The sequence below is a fragment of the Cyclobacteriaceae bacterium genome, from assembly GCA_013141055.1.
In the GTDB taxonomy this organism is placed as follows: domain Bacteria; phylum Bacteroidota; class Bacteroidia; order Cytophagales; family Cyclobacteriaceae; genus ELB16-189.
Window position 1 is genome coordinate 53,354 of sequence record JABFRS010000002.1, and the last position, 24,577, is coordinate 77,930.

Annotated in this window: 23 protein-coding genes; 11 read left to right on the forward strand and 12 right to left on the reverse strand. The window is 41.7% G+C overall.

Annotated features, from left to right (window positions below; all coding sequences use genetic code 11):
* The 6 genes from HOP08_14695 (at window position 1) to HOP08_14720 (ending at window position 10,062) form a co-directional block, all read left to right on the forward strand.
* Window positions 1–2,325 (forward strand): DEAD/DEAH box helicase family protein, encoded by a 2,325-nt coding sequence (locus tag HOP08_14695; protein NOT76173.1) that lies wholly within the window; start codon window positions 1–3, stop codon window positions 2,323–2,325.
* A gap of 2 nt (window positions 2,326–2,327) precedes the next feature.
* A complete protein-coding gene (locus HOP08_14700; GenBank protein ID NOT76174.1) occupies window positions 2,328–4,091 on the forward strand; it encodes an ATP-binding protein in 1,764 nt (587 codons plus the stop codon).
* Window positions 4,088–6,211 carry an N-6 DNA methylase gene (locus HOP08_14705; protein NOT76175.1) on the forward strand — a complete coding sequence of 708 codons (2,124 nt, stop codon included), beginning with the start codon at window positions 4,088–4,090 and terminating at the stop codon, window positions 6,209–6,211. The genes HOP08_14700 and HOP08_14705 overlap by 4 nt, the downstream gene beginning before the upstream one ends.
* Before the next feature lie 1,291 nt (window positions 6,212–7,502).
* On the forward strand, window positions 7,503–7,907 hold the full coding sequence (locus HOP08_14710; GenBank protein NOT76176.1) for an antibiotic biosynthesis monooxygenase: 405 nt from the start codon (window positions 7,503–7,505) through the stop codon (window positions 7,905–7,907).
* 256 nt (window positions 7,908–8,163) lie between these two features.
* The gene (locus HOP08_14715; protein ID NOT76177.1) at window positions 8,164–9,276 is read left to right on the forward strand and encodes a hypothetical protein; all 1,113 of its coding nucleotides are present in this window, start codon (window positions 8,164–8,166) and stop codon (window positions 9,274–9,276) included.
* Window positions 9,277–9,372: 96 nt separating this feature from the next.
* The gene (locus tag HOP08_14720; GenBank protein NOT76178.1) at window positions 9,373–10,062 is read left to right on the forward strand and encodes a DUF4386 domain-containing protein; all 690 of its coding nucleotides are present in this window, start codon (window positions 9,373–9,375) and stop codon (window positions 10,060–10,062) included.
* 4 nt (window positions 10,063–10,066) lie between these two features.
* On the opposite strand, the gene HOP08_14725 is transcribed toward HOP08_14720, so the two are convergent.
* Window positions 10,067–10,663 (reverse strand): transporter, encoded by a 597-nt coding sequence (locus HOP08_14725; protein NOT76179.1) that lies wholly within the window; start codon window positions 10,661–10,663, stop codon window positions 10,067–10,069.
* A gap of 39 nt (window positions 10,664–10,702) precedes the next feature.
* Here HOP08_14725 and HOP08_14730 point away from each other — a divergent pair, with 39 nt between their 5' ends.
* From HOP08_14730 to HOP08_14740, 3 genes are all read left to right on the forward strand, one after another.
* Complete coding sequence (locus HOP08_14730) at window positions 10,703–10,828, forward strand: T9SS type A sorting domain-containing protein (GenBank protein NOT76180.1); 126 nt, start codon at window positions 10,703–10,705, stop codon at window positions 10,826–10,828.
* Window positions 10,829–10,993: 165 nt separating this feature from the next.
* On the forward strand, window positions 10,994–11,314 hold the full coding sequence (locus HOP08_14735) for a metalloregulator ArsR/SmtB family transcription factor (GenBank protein NOT76181.1): 321 nt from the start codon (window positions 10,994–10,996) through the stop codon (window positions 11,312–11,314).
* Entirely contained in the window at window positions 11,311–11,820 is a 510-nt protein-coding gene (locus HOP08_14740) for an SRPBCC domain-containing protein (protein NOT76182.1), read from the forward strand. The genes HOP08_14735 and HOP08_14740 overlap by 4 nt, the downstream gene beginning before the upstream one ends.
* A 215-nt stretch (window positions 11,821–12,035) precedes the next feature.
* Here the strand turns inward: HOP08_14740 and tnpA are convergent, their stop codons facing one another.
* The 5 genes from tnpA to HOP08_14765 form a co-directional block, all read right to left on the reverse strand.
* Window positions 12,036–12,488: an IS200/IS605 family transposase gene (tnpA, locus tag HOP08_14745; protein NOT76183.1), complete on the reverse strand. Its 453-nt coding sequence runs from the start codon at window positions 12,486–12,488 to the stop codon at window positions 12,036–12,038.
* Between the two features lie 563 nt (window positions 12,489–13,051).
* Window positions 13,052–14,521 carry a PAS domain S-box protein gene (locus HOP08_14750; protein ID NOT76184.1) on the reverse strand — a complete coding sequence of 490 codons (1,470 nt, stop codon included), beginning with the start codon at window positions 14,519–14,521 and terminating at the stop codon, window positions 13,052–13,054.
* 73 nt (window positions 14,522–14,594) lie between these two features.
* A complete protein-coding gene (locus HOP08_14755; protein NOT76185.1) occupies window positions 14,595–14,972 on the reverse strand; it encodes a response regulator in 378 nt (125 codons plus the stop codon).
* Window positions 14,973–15,062: 90 nt separating this feature from the next.
* Complete coding sequence (locus HOP08_14760) at window positions 15,063–15,626, reverse strand: hypothetical protein (protein ID NOT76186.1); 564 nt, start codon at window positions 15,624–15,626, stop codon at window positions 15,063–15,065.
* A 33-nt stretch (window positions 15,627–15,659) separates the two neighbouring features.
* Window positions 15,660–16,082 carry an EVE domain-containing protein gene (locus HOP08_14765; protein NOT76187.1) on the reverse strand — a complete coding sequence of 141 codons (423 nt, stop codon included), beginning with the start codon at window positions 16,080–16,082 and terminating at the stop codon, window positions 15,660–15,662.
* A 76-nt stretch (window positions 16,083–16,158) separates the two neighbouring features.
* Between HOP08_14765 and HOP08_14770 the strand changes: the two genes are divergently transcribed.
* On the forward strand, window positions 16,159–16,968 hold the full coding sequence (locus HOP08_14770; GenBank protein NOT76188.1) for a hypothetical protein: 810 nt from the start codon (window positions 16,159–16,161) through the stop codon (window positions 16,966–16,968).
* A gap of 37 nt (window positions 16,969–17,005) precedes the next feature.
* Here HOP08_14770 and HOP08_14775 read toward each other — a convergent pair whose 3' ends face one another.
* From HOP08_14775 to HOP08_14795, 5 genes are all read right to left on the reverse strand, one after another.
* A complete protein-coding gene (locus HOP08_14775) occupies window positions 17,006–17,716 on the reverse strand; it encodes a hypothetical protein (GenBank protein ID NOT76189.1) in 711 nt (236 codons plus the stop codon).
* A gap of 54 nt (window positions 17,717–17,770) precedes the next feature.
* A complete protein-coding gene (locus HOP08_14780) occupies window positions 17,771–18,988 on the reverse strand; it encodes an STN domain-containing protein (protein NOT76190.1) in 1,218 nt (405 codons plus the stop codon).
* Window positions 18,930–19,910, reverse strand: coding sequence for a DUF4974 domain-containing protein (locus HOP08_14785; GenBank protein ID NOT76191.1), 981 nt, complete (start codon window positions 19,908–19,910; stop codon window positions 18,930–18,932). The genes HOP08_14780 and HOP08_14785 overlap by 59 nt, the downstream gene beginning before the upstream one ends.
* A 4-nt stretch (window positions 19,911–19,914) precedes the next feature.
* Window positions 19,915–20,445: an RNA polymerase sigma-70 factor gene (locus HOP08_14790; protein NOT76192.1), complete on the reverse strand. Its 531-nt coding sequence runs from the start codon at window positions 20,443–20,445 to the stop codon at window positions 19,915–19,917.
* Window positions 20,446–20,562: 117 nt separating this feature from the next.
* Window positions 20,563–21,498, reverse strand: a complete 936-nt coding sequence (locus tag HOP08_14795) for a LysR family transcriptional regulator (GenBank protein NOT76193.1) — start codon at window positions 21,496–21,498, stop codon at window positions 20,563–20,565.
* Between the two features lie 124 nt (window positions 21,499–21,622).
* On the opposite strand from HOP08_14795, the gene katG reads away from it, so the two are divergent.
* Window positions 21,623–23,851 carry a catalase/peroxidase HPI gene (gene katG / locus HOP08_14800; protein ID NOT76194.1) on the forward strand — a complete coding sequence of 743 codons (2,229 nt, stop codon included), beginning with the start codon at window positions 21,623–21,625 and terminating at the stop codon, window positions 23,849–23,851.
* 54 nt (window positions 23,852–23,905) lie between these two features.
* On the opposite strand, the gene HOP08_14805 is transcribed toward katG, so the two are convergent.
* Window positions 23,906–24,391 carry a methyltransferase domain-containing protein gene (locus HOP08_14805; protein NOT76195.1) on the reverse strand — a complete coding sequence of 162 codons (486 nt, stop codon included), beginning with the start codon at window positions 24,389–24,391 and terminating at the stop codon, window positions 23,906–23,908.
* Between the last annotated feature and the right edge of the window lie 186 nt (window positions 24,392–24,577).

A 24,577-nucleotide genomic window follows, 5' to 3' on the forward strand; every position in this document is an offset into this window, starting at 1 on the left:
ATGACCAGGCATTTATCAGAATCAGATACGCGCGCAAAATATATTGATCCCAAACTCAGTCAAGCTGGGTGGGGGGAAGATTTAATTATCCGTGAGTATTACTTTACTGATGGACGTAAGCTACTTGGCGATAAGAGGGGCAAACGATTATTTGTAGATTATGTGCTTAGATTCAATGGATGTAATCTTGCAATAATTGAAGCAAAGAGAACTGACAAACATCCAACAGAAGGGCTTCAACAGGTAATAGAATATGCAGAGAAGCTGAAAGTAAATACTGTCTACTCCAGTAATGGCGAAAAAATTTACCAATTCGACTTAAGAGATGGAAAAGGAAAGTATGTCAATGATTTTCTCTCTCCAGAATCTCTATATGAGTATAATTTTCAAGAGCAAAATGATCTAAAAAAACGCCTCTTAGAAATTCCATTTTTTTTAACGGGAGCTTTTCGGCCAAGGTACTATCAAGAAATCGCTGTAAATAAAGTTATGGAAAATTTGGCTAATGGTCTTGATAGAATACTCCTAACCTTAGCAACTGGAACCGGAAAAACATTTATTTCCTTTCAAATAGTTCATAAGCTCCTTGAAGGAAAGTGGAATAGAGATAATGAAAGTAGGAGACCCAAGATTCTTTTTCTAGCGGATAGAAATATTTTGGCTGATCAAGCTATCAATACATTCAATCCATATGAGAATGATTTAATAAAGATCAATGGTGAAGAAGTGAGAAAGAGAAATGGCGAGGTGCCTACAAACGCATATATATTCTTTGCAATTTACCAGGCTATTGCAGATCGTGAAAATCAAGATGAAGAAAACATCGGTGGGTACTATAGACAATATCCAAAGGACTTTTTTGATATCGTCATAATTGATGAGTGCCATAGAGGAAGTGCCAACGATGAAGGCTCGTGGAGACAAATACTAGATCATTTTCAGCCTGCGGTTCATCTTGGGCTAACGGCCACCCCAAAACGGGAGGACAATGTTGATACTTACAAATATTTTGGTAAGCCGATTTATGAATATTCACTAAAGGATGGAATCTCAGATGGCTTCCTTACTCCATATAAAGTGAAGCGAATAACTACAAATATTGACGAATACATTCACACGAACGACAATCAAATCATTAAGGGAGCTGTGACTAAGGGTAGATATGAGATAAGTGACTTTGAACGTATCATAACAATAGACGAAAGAACTGATCTAATTGCAAAAACTATTCTTAATCACATTCAGCCAATGGACAAGACTATTGTCTTTTGTGTGAATCAGGAACACGCACTTACGATGCGAGATAAAATCAATAATCATAAGGAGGTTAAAGATTCCAAATATTGCGTTCGAGTTACCTCCAACGAAGGTGCAATAGGCATTGGATATCTTGAGGATTTCCAGAATAACGATAAAGACATTCCTGCTATTTTAACTTCGTCCCAAATGCTTACAACTGGGGTTGATGCAAGAAACGTTAGGAACATTGTAATTGTAAGGACGATCAATTCTCACGTAGAATTTAAGCAAATTATCGGTCGTGGAACCAGACTTTTTGAAGGCAAAGACTTCTTCACTATAATTGATTTTACTGGGGCTACCAATGCGTTTTATGACAAGGAATGGGATGGACTTCCAGAAGAAGAAATAGAAACCGCTGAAGGGAATGGCGAAAGTAAACAACGAATGCCTTATCAAAAGCCTAAAGAGTTTGGCAATGAAGCCAATGAACCTGAGGAAAAATTAGCTATCAGGTTAAGCAATGGCATTAGTTTGAAAATTACAAACGTGGATACGCGTTACATTGATGAGAATGGGAAACCATTAACAGTTCGCGAATTTTTAGAAAAGCTTGTGGGAGCTTTGCCTTCTCTTTTTAAAAATGAAGATCAGTTGCGCACAGCATGGGCGAATCCGGAAACAAGAGCAGCTTTACTTGAAAAATTAGGTCATCTAGGTTTTGACAAGGAACAACTTGAAGCACTTAGACTTATGGTAGCTTCGCCAGAAGTAGACATATTTGATGTACTAGCGCATATTTCATTTAGTGCTGGAATTAAAACTCGAAAGGAGAGAGTGATGCATGTAAAAGGTGAGCAAAAAATTCTTTCAATTTATTCCGACTTAAGAGCTAGGGATTTTTTGGAATTTGTACTTGATCACTACGAAAAGTATGGATCAGAAGAGTTGTCTCAGGACAAGTTAGGGGATTTAGTAAAGCTGAAATTAGGAACTCCTAAAGACGCAAAATTTGTATTTGGAAATTTAAAGAAACTGAAAGATGCATACTACATGCTTCAAGAACGAATTTACAAAGCAAGCTAGCCATGGTGATAACAGTTGCTCAAAACAAAATACACAATCAAGCTCAGACTATAACGATCACTAATAAAGTGCTCACTTTTGTTGGGCAGAATGGTTCGGGTAAATCAGCGATATTGGAAAGTATCTTTCAGAAGTACTTGGAGGATATACAATCAGATATAAGGGTCATTTCATTCTCTTCTGGAAGTAATGAATGTTATGGTGAACTGTTTGATAAAAGTATTAGGACTAGAAGGAGATTTGCAGTAAACAATCCAACAGATCAAGATTTAATAGAAAATGCAATAAGCACATTCTTTTTTGACTCCAGTTGGGTTAGAATGTTGATATTCTTTTCATGCGGTTTAAAACCAAATGGAAAAACTGCCCAATTCCTAAACAACAAAAACGTAATTACCCATGACGCAAATGGTGTTGATCAATCAACATATTTAGATTTTTCATTAAGGGTAAGAAAAAGTTATATTGAAAAAATAGATTATGCGTTGACTCAGGAAGCGATTGATTCACAATTTGAATCTATAAGAAGAACTTTTTTTCATGAACTTCTTTCAAAATTGATTGAGCAAGTCTATGATCCAAATTATGAATTTACAGATAGAATAGTTAAAACTAAAGTCCGATTTCATGCCCGTGATATTATAACTTCATTAGGGAATGACACGAACAGAATCTTTTCATTTTTAGCTTGGGCTTCACAGTATGAGCAATTTGTATCTCGCCATCATTGCAAATTGTATTTCAATAATTTAGAATTGAATGACTTTAGTGACGGAGAATATCAAATACTAGCCATATATGCACTTATTGATTTATTTGACACCACAGACACGCTTTTCTTACTTGATGAGGTAGATTCACACCTCTACTATGAAAACGTTCAAAAGCTATGGAATTCCTTTGAAAATATTACGGGTAAAGTAATTACTACTACTCATTCCGCAGACTCAATTATTCTCAATGATTTCAATAATATAAGGTTGGTTAACAATGGAGAGGTAGCACCCACGCTATTAGCGGATACCATATTGAATCGGTTGGAAGCATTAGCCTCTGGTTTGGATTACAAAATGCAAATAGCTGGAAAAGTAAGATACATAGCGTTGGTTGAGGACTATTTTGATTGGTTCATATTCAAAGAGTTGAGTAGCATAAAAATTCCAAACTTTGATCCCACAGTCTTTGATCGGATACATTACATAAAATGTCCGTCTAACTGGGATCAAACATCACAAGAATTTGGTGGCGCCAAAGTGAATTGGGTTGCAGATTTTAAGAAACAAAATGCGCAACCAGAAACTCATAGAATTTTTCTCCTTTGCGATAGAGATAATTTTCCACTTGCTGATATAGGGATTTCTGGCCTTGTAAATAGATCAGCGAGTCGACAGAATAGAATTCCAATACCTGGACAAGGAGGAAATCGAATGGCTTTTTTGTTAAGCTGGAAAAGGCGAGAAATCGAAAACTACTTACTTAGCCACACGATGCTATCCGCACATAACATTTTGCAGCAAATCCAAGATCAACTCCCTGCTGCAAGTCAATTGATTGTAGATAATCAAGGAGACAATGAAAATGTTAGAAGGCTTGACGTAAAAGCGCTGTTACAACCTCTCTACTTAAAAGATAATGTAACTGGAATTTCAACGACACAAAGGGGAGTAGATTTTGTCAAATTGAGCTTACTTATTAGAGAAATTCCAGCAAACGAAATATCAGAAGACATAACCAACCTTTATAACTTCTTTCGAGATAATTTATGAGCATTAAAGAGATACAAAGTAAGGTCAATCGAATAACAGACATCCTTAGGCGAGATGATGGGATTAATGGTGCTATGGGATATACAGAGCAAATAAGTTGGGTGTTATTTCTGAAATTCTTTGATGACTATGAAGAGAATAAATACGATACAGCAGAATTAAATAGCAAGAAATATGAATTCATAATTTCTCCTCAATACAGATGGTCTCAATGGGCTTGTCCTAAAGATTCAGATGGTAAGCTGGATAAGAAGAGAGCGATGACTGGGAGTGATCTCAACGAATTTGTAAACAATCGTCTATTTCCATATTTAAAGGATTTTACAAAATCAGGCATCAATGACCCTAAGTCACCGAAGTATAAAATAGGTGCAATTTTCGACTGGCTAGAAAACAAAATAGCTAGTGGCCATACACTTAGAGAGGTCCTAAACATTGTTGATAGTTTAGATTTTCAAAGCCAGAATGAATTGTTTGAACTCTCTCAAGTTTACGAAAGCCTACTTAAAAGCATGGGAAGTGATGGTGGCAATTCTGGAGAGTTTTATACACCTAGAGCCATTATCAAGACTATGGTCGACATAGTGGAGCCTCAAGTAGGACAGACTATATATGACGGGGCAGTAGGAAGCGCAGGTTTTTTAGTTGAGGGATTCGATTTCTTGATGAAAGACGATAAAAGAAAAAACTACAATACCTCTCAGCTCAAAACTATTCAGGAGGATACTTTTTTTGGATATGAAAAGACCTCACTTGGTTATGTTATGGGGATGATGAACATGATCCTACATGGTATTGAGAGCCCAAATGTTTATAAGCAAAACACGTTAACTGCTAACATTCGCGACATACAAGAAAAGGATCGACATGATATAATTTTGGCGAATCCTCCATTTGGAGGAAAAGAAAAGAGTCAAATTCAGCAGAACTTTCCTGTTCCAACGAATGCCACAGAACTATTGTTTCTCCAGCATTTCATGAAAATGCTAAAGCTAAATGGGAAGGCAGCTATAGTCGTTCCAGAAGGCGTATTGTTTCAGACCAATTCTGCCTTTGCAAAGGTCAAGGAGGATCTGTTACAACACTTTAATTTACACACTATCCTTAGCTTGCCGAGCGGTGTTTTTTTGCCATACAGTGGTGTAAAGACGAATGTAGTCTTTTTTGACAGAAAAGGAGCAACATCTGATATCTGGTATTATGAGGTAGAACCGCCATATACATTAACTAAAAACAAGCCTCTGCTCAGTGAGCACATGAAGGAATTTGTAAAACTTTTTAAAAACCATAAGGAGCGAAATCTGGGCACTAAGGATTGGACTGTGAACGTGAGTGAAATTAAAGACTATGATCTCTCCGCTAAAAATCCAAGCAAACAAAATGGAACAGATCATAAAAGACCCAATGATCTCCTAAGATTAATTAAAAACGGTAATGATCAAATCGTTCACCGATTAAATGAAATTGAAAGTTTACTTAATGGTTTCGATAACGAATTAAATACATATTCCAATATTGTAGAAGACAAAGTCGGGAATTTAACTACTGAAATGGTATCGGGATTTGCTTGTAATAAAAGTAATGAACGACCTGGAGGTTATGTCCATCTAAGAACACACAACATCGATCTAACTGGAGAACTCAATTTCTCTTTAATGATTCAGATTGATCCTAAAAAAGTTGATCAAAAAAAGAATACACTAAGAAAGAATGATATTCTTTTTAATAATACGAATAGCAAGGAATTAGTTGGTAAAACAGCATTAGTGGGCCAAGATTATAACTATGGATTCAGCAATCACTTAACTAGAATCAGGTTGAAAGAGGAAATTATTAATCCACAATACTTGGTTAACTATTTATTAAATCTTCATCAACAAGGATACTTTCTTAGAATCTGTAAAAAATGGATTGGTCAAGCAGGTGTAAATTCATCAATGCTTAACGCCACAATTATAAAGTATCCTAAGGACATTAGAGATCAAGAGAGGATAAATGAAAAAGTACGACAGCTAAATTCAAGATTTAAGATTATAATGGAAGAAACAGAATTAAATATTGAAAACCTGAAAAAAATGAAGTCAAGCCTCTTAGATAAAGCCTGTAATGGTGAGTTGTAAGATTAAAGATTAGCGCTTCCGGTATCAATGTATCCAGATTCAAATTCAGTGTCGTGAGTACTTTAAAAAAGCCCCCTAAAAAGGGAGCTCTGAAACTGCAACCTCAAGCCACAAGAACCTGAGGAAAACCTCTTTGATGCCAGAGGGACAGAAAGCAAACAGGAATGGCCGAACGCCAAACCGAAAACCGAACGACACCAGTGCTGTGCTTCTAGTTGGTGTGGCACATAGGATTCGATTAATGGATAAAGTCAAAAGTTTTCAGAACAATGAGTTAATTCCAAATTGGGATTTCTATCCTTCTAAATAATGTGATATGATCATCTATCCGAATATCATCTGAATTGAATCTGAGTAGCATCCGATTATAGACCGAGTTAAATCCGCATACACTCCGCGAAGCATCCGACTTGAGTCAGAGAGCAATAGGAGAGTCGACCGAGATGAATCAGGGACCGATCCGACATGAATCAGAGAAACATCAGAGAGTAATCAGAGGCGAATCAGAGAACAATCAGGGAAGAGACAGAGAAAAGCACGATTTAATAGGGGAGTGATCAGAGACGCATCAGAGAAACATCAGAGAATGCAGCGTTTTTATCCGAGAATCATCAGAGAGCGATCAGAGAAACATCAGAGAAAGCATGCAATGGTAGCTGAAAAGTACGAGGACTGTCCGAGAAACGTTCGAGAAACACCCCCAAAAACCCTCAAATTTGGCTAAAAATGAAGAAATGGGTGTTCAAAATCTGAGGTGGACTATCAAAAAGTGCGATTTTGGGGTGATTGGAGGTTTTTTGGGTTGGGTATGGCGTACCGTAAACACGGATTCATGGATTAAAAGGTAAAAAAAGCCATCCGGCAGACAATACTGGATTGACACGGATTATCAGCTACGCTGATGAATGCGGTCCAGGCCAAGCGGAAAAACCTAGTCTCTGTAGCCGATGCCTTCAAATGAACCGCACTACAACCATCAGCTTTGCTGATCCGCAAACTGAACGTTAACTGAATCCGTGTCAATCTGAATTTGGCTAAAGCAAAGACTGTATTAATTATCCGTGCATCCGTGGTCCTGTATTCTTTTTAAAAGCAAAAGCATTGCATCCCAATCCCCCTCAATTCGAATCCGCTTTAGTTATATAATTTATATTATGTTAAGTAACTTTCTGGCTTCCTGACCCCTCTATGCCGGATTGCTTGAAATAGAATGTCGATTACTTGACATCGGCATATCGCATGTAATACTTTGGCGTCAGGAAACAATAACAAGCACCAGCTATAAATCTTTATGAAAGCAAAATCATTTCTGACTTCTTTCATCCTGATCACGATCATAACAATGACCATGGGAACCATAGCCTCTGCTCAGGATACCAACAGAAAATTCCGCATCGCCAGGATCGAGATCCATCCCGAATTCCTGGAGGCTTATAAACTCGCTCTTGCCGAACATGCCAAAGCCGCCGTCCAGGTCGAACCCGGTGTTCTTGCTCTTCAGGCCGTCTACGACAAAGCTCATCCAACACAGGTCACCGTCTTTGAAGTCTACGCCAGTGAGGATGCTTATCAGTCGCACCTGAAGGCTGCACACTTTCTAAAGTATAAAACGGGGACGACGAAGATGGTGAAGTCGCTGGAACTGGTGGAAGTCGCTCCCATTGCGATGGAGATTAAAGCTGAGCTTCTGAAATAAAGACTGATGAGAAAATGAAATACAGGAACACCATTATCTCCGTGTGGCTGCATCCATTCTAAAGCAAACGCTGTTCGTTATGCATGGCAGCTTTGCTGCAATCTGTGTCAATCTAACTAATCTTCGAAAGCAAACTTGTATTAAAGAAATTTATCCGTGCATCCGCCATGCCATATAGCCTTAGTGCTATAGGGTGATCCTGTATTCTTTTCCCTTTTCCAAACCAAAAGCTTAATTTTGAAAACACCCCTCTCCCATGACCTACTCACACTATCTCACGATGATCGCCCTTGTGCTCTTATCGTCATGCTCGCCCACCAAACTTGAAAAGACAAACCCTGCCATCACCGGCTTCCCAACGCCAGTGTATGAGGGAATGATCGATGTGGCATCCGGAAAAGTTGCGACCACATTACCCATGCACAAAATCGTGTACGTAATGAACGACAAGCTTACCGTCAACGACGTGGAGTTTGTCAAGATCCATTGGAACGACACCGTCGGTTATGTCGCGTCAGCCTGGCTGCTGCAAGGCGGACAGCAAGGTGTGATCGACAGCTCAGAAGAAAATCCAATAACGATCTTCAGCGATCCTGATCTCAAAGTGGCCAGCGGAAATACTTTTACCGAACTTCAAATGGTCTCTTTCAAGAAGTCCGGTGATCAGTCTTCACAGATCATCTACTTCGGCGCCAATGAAACTACCAAACCGTCTTTCGGATACATCACCGCACCGGTGATCAGCGATTCATTATCCGTACAGTTTTACTTAACCTACACGAAGGCATTCTGGGAAAGCAAGAATGGTGATCCTGCTGGTATGACCGCACTGATGTCCAACAACACATTCGCATCGTTGCCACTGTATCATCAGATCTTTCAGGACCCGGGGGGTGAAGATTCCTCAGAAGAAGATGCCTATGGAGATGGAAGCGTCCAATCTCATGTCACGCATGTGCCCATGGAGTGGCGAAACGCCGATGGAAATATTGTTGACGCCAATGAAGTTCCAGGGCAATTCGAACTTCACTACATCTGGGACGACGATACAGAGTCAGATGGCAATCACCTGGGTGATCGTCTGGAGCAAGGTGCCCCTGAATGTAATCCGGACCGCGGAGCGAAAGCTTACAAGATGGTCTTCACTCCTGCCAACAACGTCAATATCAGTGCTATGTTCAGTTGTATCATCCCAATGATCAGGGACAAGTTTGAAATGAATTTTGAAAACATGGTTCCGGGAGATACGTATGAATTCCTCATCACGCACAGAGTGTATGGAGTGATGTGTGATGAAACAACCTTTCTCATCAAGACCAGTAATGGACTTACGGGGAAGGGAATGGTGGATGGAAGCTGCGGCGATTAGTTGGGAAACTTTGCTCAACAAACACCGGCTGTTTGCGACAAAAAATGTAACCATTTGGCCGCCCAGCCGTCATAAGTAGATTATCCCCCAAACTGAATGGACGCAAAGAACAGGAATGCCAGGATCGCCGGATTTCTTTACCTGATTGTAGTCGTGAGCGGCATCTTTACCCTGATGTATGTCCCTGGTCAGCTGATCGTAAAAGGTGATGCTGCAGCAACCGTTCAGAAGATCGTAGCCAATGAGTCTCTTTACCGTTGGGGAATAGCAGCAGGCTTCATTTGCTACACAGCCTTCCTCCTGCTCCCCTTGTTTCTTTACAAACTACTTCATGAGGTCAATGAATGGTACGCGCGACTCATGGTCGTCTTTGTCATCGTCAGCTCTCCGATCTCATTCCTGAATCTCATCAACAAGTTCGCAGTGTTGTCCATCATCAACGGTCCGGGTAACGTATTACAAAACGACGCCTTGCAATCACAGGTGATGTTCTATAATGGATTGTACAACTACGGCATCTTGATCACTTTCATCTTCTGGGGATTGTGGCTGCTGCCCTTTGGATATCTCGTCTTCCGCTCCGGATTTCTACCGAAGTTCCTGGGCATTCTGTTAATGATAGGATGCTTTGGTTACCTGATCAATGTATTTGGAAGAACACTCATTCCTGATTATAACAATCTGCCGATCTCAAGTTATATCAGTATCCCTGGATCTCTTGGTGAGATCGGAACATGTCTCTGGCTGTTGATCGTCGGCGTACGTAAACCGAAATCCATATCATAGTTATTTACAGGATCGTCAGGATCCAAATGCCAAAATCCTTCATGATGAATAATCCCAGCAGGATCAGAAAGCATGGGAGAATTACCTTACCATGTTTTTCAAAAACACGTTTCACTCCGGGATGACTGGTTAAATAATAGGCCAGCGCACACCATACTGCTGTGAGCAGTAGAAATATGATCATGTAAAGGATAATATCGCTGAAGGTAAGATTGGCAAACAAAGGAGCGTATACTCCAATATTGTCGCCGCCGTTGGCAATCGTAACCAACGCAACACTCAGATATTGATGCTTGTGGGTGTTATTATTTGAGCTGACTTCTTCCTCATCCCTCTCATTTTCTCTTAATTGAAAAAGACCTTTTATCCCTAAAGCAAATGGGACCACGCCCAGAAAGCTTATCCAGTGATCAGCAAGAATTGCACCGAGGATCACTCCCACAAAGCTGACCACAATAAGACTGAGGATGCCCAGATATTGACCCGCAACAATATGACGGGTCTTATAGTCAGGATTTGCAAAGTAGATGCTCAGGATCAGCAGGTCATCCATGTTGGTGATCGTGAAGGTGACAATAGCCACAAGAATCTGAGATAGCATGATTTAAAAGTGGTTGTTTTTTTCTGAATCTTCGGCAGGATGATCTTTGAAAGTATCATTGGAAATGAGAAAGTCATTGACCTTTCGTCGTTCGCCAAAGGAATTTATCTGGTAAGAGTAGGAGGAAATGATACGTCATTTGTGACGCGAATTGTCTTGAATTAACAAGCCTTATCTTTTTGATTTACTGTCAGTTAGACCTCTCCAGATTTGCTGATAGTTGCCCCACTCCTCCCTCTCCCTCTGATAAAATATTCGAATTAATTTTGAGAAACCAATCAGTTGCGTTTATATTTGCAACCATACAGTTGCTAATCAAAACCATCCACTATGAGAAGAGACATTTTTCAGGCTATTGCGGATCCGACAAGAAGAGCGATTCTGGTATTGATCGCCGCACAGGCGATGACGCCCAACTCCCTTGCCGAGCATTTTGACACCACGCGGCAGGCAGTTTCAAAACACCTGAGAATATTGACCGAGTGTGAGCTGGTTAAACAGGAGTTTCAGGGGAGAGAAATTTACTATCAGCTAGAACTAAATAAAATGAAAGAGATTGACAAATGGATCGCGCAGTTCAGGAAGATCTGGGAAGATCGTTTCAATCAACTCGATGACGTATTATCAAAACTAAAGACCAATAAAAAATGAAAACCAACCTGCAATTTGACTTTACTGTCGACAAGACAGCAAAAACAGTATTCATCACAAGAGAATTCGACGCCAATCCATCACTGGTATGGGATGCATTCACCCAATCTGAGATTCTTGATCAATGGTGGGCACCAAAGCCATATACTTCAAGAACAAAAGCGATGGATTTCAAAGTGGGTGGCAAAAGATTTTACGCGATGATTAGTCCGGAAGGACATGAACACTGGGGACTTCAGAAGTTTACTTCGATCAGTCCAAAAACGAATTTCAAAATGTCCAACTTCTTTGCGGATAAAGATGAGAATCCTCAAATACCAGGTTCTGATTGGGATTATACTTTCAGTGCACATCCTGATGATCGTGAGAGAACATTAGTGAGCATCGTTATTAAGAATGATTCCCTTGAGCGCATGGAGAAGATGATTGAGATGGGCTTCAAGGAAGGATTCACGATGGGCTTGCAGCAGCTGGATGAGTTATTGCCGGGGTTGAAGAAAAAGTAGGGATGCGTGAGGTTGGTGTTGATGTCTCAGGTCGGTGTTTTCACCGACCTTTTAGATTACAGGCTTTTGCTGGAACAGTGGCCACAGATTAGCACGGACCCATCAGGAAGCTAAAGGCCCGAAGGGTCGAGATTTATTAGCCCTGGCCGCAGGCCAGGGTTTCATGAGTATACGTGCATTTAAGCCCTGAATGGGCGAGATTTATTACGCGAAATTTAATCCCATACATAACGTTCATCGTAGGCAATCCTATTCTTCTTAAGAAGAGCAATGACTTCCTCTTTATATGTTACTTTCTTATGATGCTCACGCTGATTTTCAACATAATTAATAAGTTCCTGAAGGTCGGCAGGATTTACAGATACCGCGTAGTAGCCATCTTGCCAATAAAACTTCTTTAGCCTCACGTCTTTAGACTTCATCCATCCGGAAGATGAGGTCTTTAGTTCTTCTATAAGGTTCATCAATGCGATCTTCCTGGAAAGAGAGCAAACAATGTGAACATGATCATCGTATCCTCCAATTTTGATGGGGTGACACTCTATACTTGTACAAATTTCAGCCAGATAGTTATGAAGTTCTTTTTCTATCTCCTCAAAAATTAATGGTTCGTGATATTTAGTACTGAAAGTAATGTGAAGATAAATCTTAACGAGCGATTGTGACATTGCATTCATTTTTGATGATGCAAATGTTGGAAAATCGGAAAAGAATCTAAGTTATGATGAATGAATGTTTTCCAGATGAAAGTTCTCAACCACAATCTCGCCCCTGTAGGGCTTAAGCTTATCTCCCGTATTCCTATACGGCACGCTTCGCATGCCGCTAATAAATCTCGACCCTTCGGGCCTTAGTTCCTGATGGACCCTATCATCGACAATGCAACATGATCGCTAACACCTTGCCAATAAAACTTCTTTAGCCTCACGTCTTTAGACTTCATCCATCCGGAAGATATTGAATGAATGTTTTCCAGATGAAAGTTCTCAACCACAATCTCGCCCCTGTAGGGCTTAAGCTTATCTCCTGTATTCCTATACGGCACGCTTCGCATGCCGCTAATAAATCTCGACCCTTCGGGCCTTAACTTCCGGATGGATTCCTTTTAATCCGTGCATCCGTGGCCATTGCTTTGTCTCAGGTTGGTGTTATCACCAACCTATCATCGACAAAGCAACATGATCGCTAACATGGCGAAGCCCTGTACCCGGTAGCCTTAGTGCTACACGGGCTACACAGGTAAATAAATATTAAAACTCGATCCCTTCCCCAACTCACCCTCTGCACTGATGAACCCATGATGATTCTCTATGATCTTTTTGCACAACGCCAGACCAATACCCGTACCCGCGAATTCCTGTTTGCCGTGTAGTCGTTGGAACAATGAAAAGATAATTTTACCATACTGCTGCTCGAAGCCGATACCGTTATCCGCTATGCAGATATGATGGAATTGTCCGCCCGTCAGTGTCTCCGGTGCATGGTTGATTTGATCCCTTGAGATGACACTATGGGTTACATAAATCTTAGGGTGCGCACTGGAAAACTTCAATGCATTTGAAATAAGATTTGAAAAAAGCTGACCAAGCTGAATGTGATTGCCGTGGATGGCCGGCAGATTATCTGATTCAATCACCGCTTTCTTTTCTTCAATAAGCAATTCAAAATCAATTTTCGTTTCTTCCAGGATATCATCAAGATCAACAAGAGAAGTCTCCGTCGTGTCTTTTGCCAGTCTGCTATAATTAAGCAATGACTTTACCAGCTCTGCCATCCTTTTAGCGGATGAATTCAGCTTGCCAAAATACCGTGTGACCAATTCTCTGTCTTCAAAATTGTCAAGAATGACCTCAGAGAAAGTTTGGATCTTCCGCAAAGGTTCCTGAAGATCATGGGAAGCCACATAGGCAAATTGTTCGAGTTCACTATTCTGTTGCTCGAGTTCTTTGGCATACGCCAGTAGTTGCTCTTCAGCAATTCTCTTTTGAGTAAGGTCACGGGTAACTTTTGAAAAGCCGATCACTTCTCCCCCATGGCCATGCAGGGCCGTGATCACAATCGTTCCCCAGAATCTCGTCCCATCTTTTCTAACCCTCCATCCTTCCTGAACAGCTTTACCGGAATTTCTTGCTTCATTTAAAAGAGATGCCGGCAGATTCCTTTTCCTGTCTTCCGGAGTATAGAACAACTCAAAGTTCTTTCCGATCACTTCGGAAGCAGCGTATCCTTTGATCGATTGAGCTCCAGCATTCCAGTTCTCAATGACACCTTCCTTGTTCAAAAGAATGATGGCATAATCCTGAACCTCAGAGATCATCTTGTGATATCGCTCTTCACTGGTGCGGAGATCATCCTCGATTGCCTTCTTTTCAGAAAGATCACGCGTAATCTTTACGAAGCCTATTACCTCATCCTGATCTCCATGAAGAGCGGTGATGGTAATGCTTCCCCAGAATCTGGATCCATCCTTTCTTCTGCGCCATCCCTCATGCCTGGCTGATCCCTTGCTGGCAGCAGTGTTGATTAAGTTGTTTGGAAGGTTTGTCTCAATGTCCTCAGGGAAATAGAATATGCTGAAGTGCTTCCCTATAATTTCTTCCTCTTTATATAGTTTGATCTTCTCTGCTCCTTTATTCCATTCCTGGATGATTCCGTCTTTGCTTAATAAAATGATAGCATAGTCCTGAATCTCTTCTATCATCTTGCGATAAAGGCTCTCGTTCTCCGCCAGGCCGCTCAATCCTTTTTTTATCACAGATGGAAGTTGTTAAAGATCATTTTATGGCTTTCTCCAATGTCTGTTTGAGTTGGCTCAGGCTTCCGGGTTTAACAATGAAATCGTCAGCACCAATCAGCTTGCATTCATTTACTACGCTTGGCCCTGCCGATGTCGAGAACATGAACTTTGTGGATGTCTTCAACCGATCAATGGTCATGATTCCCTTCAGGCACTCGACGCCATTCATTTTGGGCATGTTGACGTCAATGAAGATAAAATCGGGCTTCAGATCTGTATTTGAATTAAGGAGAGATATCGCCTCTGCGCCGTTGCTGGCGGTTATTAATTGAATATGATTATCCACGGACTTCAGGGCCATCGCAAATAGCTCCTGATCGTCTTCGTCATCATCAATAAGAAAGCACTGTCTCATGCACAAGGTTTAGGCATTCCCATACAATGTATCACAAAGTATTGGTTTTTCACCTCACATTTACAGATTCGGCTGTTGGTATCAGGGTTTTTACTTCTTGCAATATATCTCTGCAGACTCAACCGTAGCTCCGTTATCGAGTTCCACATCATTAAGTCGTTGGTCCTTACCCCAGGAAAAGAACTTTTCAAAGAATGGAAGCAGCTTGCTGTCCTTGATTCCTTCATAGAAATAGACCTCGTGCTCTTTCTCTTTGACACCCATTTCATACAGAACCTTGTCGTGATCTTTGATCCCCAATGCATGGAACATGTGAATCATCCTGAAATACTCACACACATTTCCACTTTCAAGTCTTCCCGCAAAGTAAAATGGCATAAACCATCCAATCACATAACAGCTGGCCGAAATGATCTTGCCGATAATATGAAACCTGATCTCGTACATCTTTGAAACAGGTATGTCATATTGCTTCATGATAAGCAGTACTTCCTTTCGATGATTCCATTCATCAATTTCAATCTGACGTATGGAAGCCTTCTGTGATTTATCTTTTACAGAACCTGCATGTCCCTGATAAGCAAAGGCGGCAGCCTTCTCCGCTGAATATGCCATTTGCAATGACTCAATTAATTCCTTGTGCTGAAGCTTCATCTTTTGATCAGGGTACTGTTATAAAGATGTCAATTATTTGGATAAAATATTGGCTTCACTCATGGAAAGAACTTTCCTGTATTCCTTTTCCTTAACGGCGCCTACTGATAACCTGGAAAGGCGGACAAGATCCATATTCTTAAGACCTGGCTCCTGCTTGATCTCGGAAAGTGTGACGGGTCTTGGCATCGCCTTCAGGGGTTTGAACTCTACCACCACCCAGTTAGGATCGGTAGTCGTCGGATCCTGATAGGCTTCTTTTACAACTTCGGCAATTCCAACGATGGCCATCCCCTCATTGCTGTGATAAAAGAATGCCTGATCCCCTAATTTCATCGCTCTCAGGTTATTGCGTGCCGTGTAATTGCGAACGCCATCCCAGAATGTCCTTCCCTCCCTGACGAACTGTTCCCAGCTGTATTTGAAAGGCTCGGACTTGATCAACCAGTAATTCATTTAGAGCAATTGTTGTGGCGGCGAAAATAGAAAAAATGAACTTCAATCTTATTATTGATTTACTATCTTTCCCCGCATGCTGATTGACGAAAAACCACTGCAACACTGGCTCCATAATTTTTATGGATATGGTTCCTGGAATGCCAGGGTCTGGTTCGTTAGTTATGAAGAACCGGGAGGCGATCTTCCTGAAGAAGTAGCGGAGAAGCTAAATTACTTTTATAAAAGCCATCCGGGGTCAGGCGCTACCCTGTGTGATATCCGTGAATTGTATCAGGAGATTGCCTATCGCAACGACGGACCGAAAGCAGGTCTATTTAAAAATCTCCATGAGCAACGGTTTGGCAAAAAGGCTTTGCTAAACAGTGTCTGGAGAAATCTTATCAGCTTCGTTCATGGCTATCAGGGAAAAAAGCTGCCGGATCTCCTCGACTACCAGAAGAAAAATCTTGCGACAAAGTCAGAGGCAATGATCCAGCTCTATCCCCTGCCAAGTCCTCATAACCATGCGTGGTACTATAGCTGGCTTGATCTTCCGCAAAAGAGTTTTCTTAAGACAAGAAAGTCGTATGAGGATCATGTGTATCAGGACCGCATTCAGAATATTCTTACCAACATCAAAACACATAAGCCTGAGATCGTCCTGCTGTATGGGATGAATAATATTAATACATTGAAGCAATCGATACAGGATTTCTTTCCCTCTGCATCAAAGTTTAAAATGGTGAAGGGCATCAAGCTTGAGATCCCCCAGCATCACCGCGCAAAGCTGGATGGAACGACCATCATTATCACCACGCATGTCCCGGCACTGAAGCACAATAGAATTGAGACAGGGTTTGACTGGGAGAAGTTCGGGATGGAATGTAAAAAAGCCACCCTGTAAGAGGGTAGCTTCCAAAATATTGAACCACGATCGGTTGCTATTTCCTGAGATAGAAGCTGTATGAGATTCCATTTCGTGTAGCATACAAGCAAAGGAGATCTGTGTTAGTGACAAAGTATCGGAATGAGCCATTCAATACCGAGCTGGAATTTGTGTTGCTATTGGTAAAAGAGATTACACCCATCCAGACGAAGGTGCCATGTGAAGACACGAATGTTCCACTGCCGGATGCAGGATATCCATTTGTAACACCCGTACAGCTGTAATTATTTGGGCTGCTAAATGAGATGGATGTGTTCTTATTGACGATAGAAGATACATCCGTGCTGTCTGCCATATAAGAAACAACGCCTGCATAGACACCTCTAAGTTTAAATGTAGCGGTGTCGGGGTCTGTATCTGCATCTAAATTTGCTGGCTTGAGTACAAAAACGGAGTCAAGAGCGGTTTCAAACTTTGTAACATGAATGTCTATCACGCCATTGTTATCTGTCCCTGTTGTAAACGAAAGGGAGAGCGTATTACCAACCGGCATCTTGTTAAAGTTAGGGATACCAGAAACTGGTTTTGCCATACGTCCATCCTTTAGCAGAAGCAGATTATCTGATACTGTGCTGTTGGTGGAACTGGCCGGAACGACCTGGCCAAGAGTATTCTGACTTGCAGGAGTAACCTGATTTTCTTTGGAGCATGATTGTGCCATCAGCGCAATCAGTATTACGAATACAACAATCGATACGTTTTTCATTCTTAAATGTTGTTTTGGTTTATATCCTAACAACACCAGAGATCAATTCTACCCTTACCTGCCTTTGGGAAAATTAATGGTGTAAAGAATGTTAAGCTGTAATCCGATCCAGCTCTTTTCATTCGAACTGGAAGAAACATTATAGGAATTCTGTAAAAGGTAAGGAGGAGAAAGGGCGTAAAATCTTTTGTCGGAATCATTACCGGTAAAGCCAATGGATGAGGGCAGGTCATCCACAAAGTATTTCGTTGAAAGCATATTATACTGTAAGCCGAACTGAAGCACCACCTTAGGATTTAGTTTCCGCTCCAGCATGATGCTGATCCGCGTCAGTTGACCCTTAGCGATGATTTGATTTTGCTTACGAATGGAATTGTTTATTTTGGTTGAGGTGTCTAAAGGGACATAAGAATAATTCCTGCTTAAGCTGCCCGTGTTGATAGAAAAATTTGCCCTGAACTTATTATTAACCTTGAATGAAGTTCCCAAGCCATAGCTCAGCAGCCACACATTGAAATCGGTTTTGTAGGATGCTGCTGCATAAAGTGAAGGAAACCCTATCTGCACCATGGGTCCTGCATAAGTTGTTTCGTCAATGCTCAATCCGGCATGCATCTGAAGGCTCCAGGGATTGTTTTGCTGTGCTTTCTTCGTTGCAACTTTACTTTGCCTGACCGTTGAATCTCTGGGTGGCTTCTTTGATTGGATAGCGGCAACATAAGCCTTTTGAGGATCAGGTGTTTGGGTTTCTAATGGAACTGTTTTGGTTGGCCCATCCATGACATCTGTTTTGACAGCATTTGTTGTAAGTGAATCGAGGGTCGCGGTTGATTTCAACACTGGTGTATTCCTGGCTTCAACTTTCGTTGGAGCAGATTGCACTTTTAAAGGTGATGGATACGATTTGTTAAATTTCAGAATGATATGATTGTCTGATATGGAATAAGTAAGTCCTGTCTTTTCCCTTATTCTTGTCAGAAGACTTTCGATTGAATATTTCCTGGCCGCGACGGACAGTATTGTATTCTGATTGACGTTACGGGTGTTGTAGGAGAAGATGAACCCTGTCTCTTTTGTAATCCTCCTGAGTAACGAATCAAGACGAATGGACGAGTTTGAGAATTCAATCAGTTGATTGAGATCAAGCTTTTTCTTTTCCTGGCAAAAAGCGTTTGGAACCGACGCCAGTAAAACGATCCATAGCAAAAAGATTTTACAGGCACCCATTACCGGAAAAGAAGACAGTGTTTCCCTTGATTTTGTATTCCACATTCAACGACTCGGCAATGACGTCAAGTATAAAGTTCAGTTGTTTATTTTGATACGAGCTGGTTAACCGGCAGTCTTTTAGTTTTTCGTTATCAAAAACAAAACTTACCCCAAAGGAAGAGCCAAGGTTATCAGTTACCTGCTTTAGAGAAGTGTCTTCAAAAACGAATGTATGGGTCGCATAGCCCAGTTCGTTTTCGGTAAGTGCCTTCTTTAAAGAAAGCTTCTTCGTTGAACGGTCATAGATTCCAATCCAGCCCTCTTCAATGATGAGAGAACTACTTTTGTCATACATCATTACTTTTCCACGGGTGACGTGTGTCTCTATGGAAGCATGGTCTTCGGGCTGGCGTACATTAAAAGCAGTGCCCAGCACTTTAATACTGACTTCATCATCATAGTTGATCACAAATGGCTGGTCGGAATGATGCGTTACATCAAAGAAGGCTTCCCCGGATAGCTTTATTTCCCGGACTGTACCTTTGAACTCTTTCGGGTAAACCAATTTACTTTCCTTATTCAGCACAACGGAAGTTCTATCCGGCAGAGAAAGAGTAAAGATCTCATCATTTGAAATTTGGGATAGCTGTTCTTCTGTTCCATTGGTTAAAAAATAGGCCACTGCGGCAATTGAGCAAAGGATCATAATAGATGCCGCGATCCTTAAAGGAGTAAATAGTGGAGAATAAACTGTCTTTTGAGTTGAAATACCTTCCGAGATAGATTGCCATACCTCAGTCTGGTCTGCTGCTTTGAAGAGCTTTTGATCTTTGAGGGCATACGCCATCTCTAATTTATTGAAAGAGAGCTTATTCTCAGGAGATAGATCAATCCAATCCGAGATGCGAATAGCATCTTCCGGTGTGGCCTCCCCAGCCAGGAACCTTCCTATCAATTCATCATCGATACGTTCTTCCTCGTTCATCGATTCAGTGGTTATTAAGTTTCTCACGAAGTATCTTCAGAGCCTTCCCCATTTGTGCTTCTACGGTTTTTATGGATAGATTCATGTCGGTGGCAATCTCTCCATACTTCTTATCCTCGAATCTGCTCTTGCAAAAAATGATTCTGCATTGCTCGGGCAGACTTTCGATGGTCAGCTTTATTTTGAGATCGAGCTCTTCGAATTCTGTAGTATCATGAAATTTTGTTTCACTGTCACGCTCCTGAACAAAGGCAGCAATATGTTGTTGCTTCACCTTTTCATTCCGAATGATGTTGAGACTGGTTCGATACACCGCTGTGAAGAGATATCTCTTTGCCTCATTCTCTTTCGATAAGTCAGTTTTTGCCTCCCACCATTTGATGAATACAGTTTGAACGGCGTCGCGGGCCAGATCCCTGTCTTTCACCAACGTGAAGGCATAGCGATTCAGGGAAATGAAAAGACGTTTGAAGTTTTCTTCAAAAACCCTTTCAAAACCATCAGCCTGATACTGCGGAAATGATTTGTTAATCAATTTACCTACTTAAGTGGTATAACACCTGAAACAAGGGATACCCTTATTTGGGCGAGAAACATTTTTTCATTACTCCGCAAATTGAATAATTCTGGTTGAATCAAAAAGAATCGGTGATCAGTAATTGATATCCACCACTTTCTTATTCTGCAGCTTCTGCATCTGCTTTGGTACGATGTTGAGAATCTCATCTTTTAATGTCTTGATGAGTTTGGTCTTGATATGATCACGGTGTGTCACCAGGCTTATCTCACGGGCAGGACTTGGTTCTTTCAGTCGCTTTACAAGCTTGCGTTGCGATTTGCTGAATTCCATTACAGCAAGCTCAGGTAAAATGGTAATGCCGTCGCTTTTGTCGACCATTCGTTTCAATGTTTCGATATTGCCCGTTTCATACTTAAAGTGAAAATCGGTGCTCTTGCGCAGTTCACATAAGTTCAATACCTGCGAGCGGAAGCAATGCCCCTCTTCCAGCAGCCAGAGTTGATTGGGATCAATTTCAGTTGCCAGCACATACTTCTTATCATATAACGCATTCTTTCTTGATACATAAACAAAGAGCTCCTCATAGAAAAGAATGTCTTCTTTTATCGAAAGGTCTTTTAGCGGCGTGACGACCAATCCGCAGTCAAGGCGGTTGTTCTTCAATTCATGAACGATTTCTTCCGTGATCGCTTCTTTAATGATGAGATTGAACTGCGGATATTTTTCCCACATGTATTTATATAGCGGGGGAAGAAGATAAGGAGCCAGTGTTGGAATAATGCCAATTCTCAATTCTCCGGTAAGGGAGTCTTTCTGATCACTGATCATCTGCTTGATAAGATCCGCTTCGCGCAAAGCAGTCCTGGCCTGCACAATAATGCTCGCCCCTATCTCAGTTGGAATGACAGGCTGACGGGTGCGGTCAAATATCTTTACACCCAGCTCTTCTTCCAGCTTCTGAATCTGCATGCTGAGGGTTGGCTGTGTAACAAAACACTTTTCGGATGCCAGTACAAAATGCCGGTAGGTGTCCAGGGCTACAATGTATTCCAGTTGCGTTAAGGTCATAGATATTAACTATATGGTTATAAATATAATCAATTTGATTTATCAGTATGGCTGTTGTAATCTTGACCAATGAAGGATTATGCTTCAGAAAGTCATTAGAAAACACAACTACTAATCCATAACAATGCAAGACGACAAAACAAAAGTTGGTGACATGAACACGGAAGGGGCTCAGTGTCCTTTTCTTGGTGGTGCAATCAAACAAAGTGCCGGCGGCGGCACAAGAAACCGCGACTGGTGGCCGAATCAGTTGAAGATGAGTATTCTCCGTCAACACTCTTCCCTATCCAATCCAATGGATAAGAAATTCAACTATGCGGCAGAGTTCAAAAAGCTCGACTTGAAAGCAGTGAAGAAAGATCTCTTCGACCTGATGACCGCATCTCAGGATTGGTGGCCTGCTGACTATGGTCACTATGGTCCATTCTTCATCCGCATGGCATGGCACAGTGCAGGTACATACCGCATCTCTGATGGTCGTGGTGGTGCCGGAGCAGGTACACAACGCTTTGCTCCTCTTAACAGCTGGCCGGATAATGCTAACCTTGTCAAAGCACGCTTGCTGCTTTGGCCTGTTAAAAAGAAATATGGTAAGAAGATCTCATGGGCCGACTTAATGGTCCTTGCTGGTAACTGCGCGCTTGAGTCCATGGGCTTCAAGACGTTTGGTTTCGCCGGTGGCCGTGAAGATGTTTGGGAACCACAGGAAGATGTTTTCTGGGGAGCTGAAAGCAAGTGGCTTGAAGACAAGCGTCACACAGGTGACAGGGAATTAGAGAATCCATTGGCTGCTGTGCAGATGGGTTTGATCTATGTGAATCCGGAAGGACCTAACGGAAAGCCTGATCCAATTGCATCAGCCCGTGACATACGTGAGACTTTTGGTCGCATGGCGATGAATGATGAAGAGACTGTTGCATTGATTGCCGGTGGTCACACTTTTGGTAAGACACACGGTGCTGCTGATCCAAGCAAGTACGTTGCAGTAGAACCAGCAGCGGCAGGAATTGAAGAGCAAGGCCTGGGCTGGAGAAATACATTTAATAGTGGTAATGGTGTTAACACGATCACGAGTGGTCTTGAAGGTGCATGGACAACCACACCAACAAAGTGGAGCAATAACTTTTTTGAGAATCTGTTTGGCTTTGAATGGGAACTGAGCAAGAGTCCTGCAGGTGCCCATCAGTGGAAACCAAAGGGTGGCGCGGGTGCCGATACGGTGCCGGATGCACATGACAAATCAAAACGTCATGCACCAACGATGCTGACAACGGATATTGCTTTGCGCATGGATCCTGTTTATGAAAAGATCTCAAGAAACTTCCATAAGAACCCTGATAAGTTTGCTGATGCGTTTGCACGTGCATGGTATAAGCTAACACACCGTGATATGGGTCCTCTCGCCCGCTACATCGGACCAGAAGTTCCGGGTGAAGTACTCTTATGGCAGGATCCTCTTCCAGCCGTTTCATACAAGACGATAGATGACAAGGATGTTGCTGCATTGAAAAGCAAGATTGCGGGCTCAGCACTTTCCGTATCTCAATTGGTATCAACGGCATGGGCATCAGCTTCTACATTCCGCGGCTCTGATAAACGTGGTGGAGCAAATGGTGCACGCATTCGTTTGGCACCGCAGAAAGATTGGAAGGTTAACAATCCTGCTCAGCTTGCCAATGTTCTGAAGACCTATGATGCAATTCATAAGGAGTTTAACAGTTCGCAGTCCGGCAAGCAGGTTTCAATTGCTGACCTGATCGTGCTGGGAGGTTCTGTTGGTATTGAAAAGGCAGCAAAGAACGCCGGTCATGATGTACAGGTTCCTTTCACACCTGGACGTGTGGATGCTATTCAGGAGCAAACTGATGTTGATTCATTTAATGTGCTGGAACCAGGTGCTGATGGTTTCCGTAACTACATAAAACAACTTCACACTTCTACCTCAGAAGAAATGCTGATTGATAAAGCACAGTTATTGACGCTAACAGCTCCTGAGCTGACGGTGTTGCTGGGAGGCATGCGTGTACTGAATACAAACTTTGATCAGTCTAAGCATGGTGTTTTCACAAAACGCACCGAGTCATTAACGAATGACTTCTTTGTTAATCTTCTTGATTTTGGAATTACCTGGAAGGCAACTTCAGATGCTCAGAATGTATTTGAAGCTCGCGACCGTAAGAATGGTGACGTCAAGTGGACTGCCACACGTGCTGATCTTATATTCGGATCTAACTCAGAGCTCCGTGCACTTGCAGAAGTTTATGGATGTGATGATTCTCAGGATGTATTTGTTCGTGACTTTGTATCTGCATGGGTCAAAGTGATGAACCTGGATCGATTCGATCTGGTGTAAGGAAATAATTGATCAACTTTAAAAAGGTGGTTCTGATAACAGGGCCACCTTTTTTCATTTCACTTCTACTTCATTCGCGAGAAGCCAAATACAGGATAAATTCCAAGATCGGATGGACTGGCGTACAAGCTTAAAGCCATTTCGTTTCATGATGACAAGGAACTCATTCACCGTAAGCAATGGACTTCCGCACTTCGGATCAGGACAAAACCGCTTCTCTTCCTTATTGTCTTTGAAGCCATCCCGGATAAACAGCATTCCGTCTGGTTTAAGTTTTCTGGATATATCTGTTAATATCGAATCGGGTGATTGAAAAACATGCATGGTGGCATTAGTATAGATCCTGTCAAATGAATTGTCTGGAAGGTTAGTGTGGAAAAAATCACCAATGACAAGATGATAGCGATTTGTTATCAGAAGGTCTCTCCCACTTTGGGCAGAATAATATTCTACGATCTTATTCAGGTTATCTTTTTTCAGGCAGGCGGTATCAATGTCTTCGATGTAGACTGTTACGTCGTCCATTAAAGTAGACATCATCACAGTGAGTGCACCGGAAGAGGCACCTACGTCAGCAAATGTACTTCCGGGTTTGATCCCGATGAACTTCAGAATGGACTGAAGCCCTTTTCAATGTCGTCCTTTTTTGAAACCGGTCCGCATTCATAGGGAAGAGTTTTAGAAGCGCATCCAGCCAGAATGATGAAGAAGCAAAGCGATGACCTG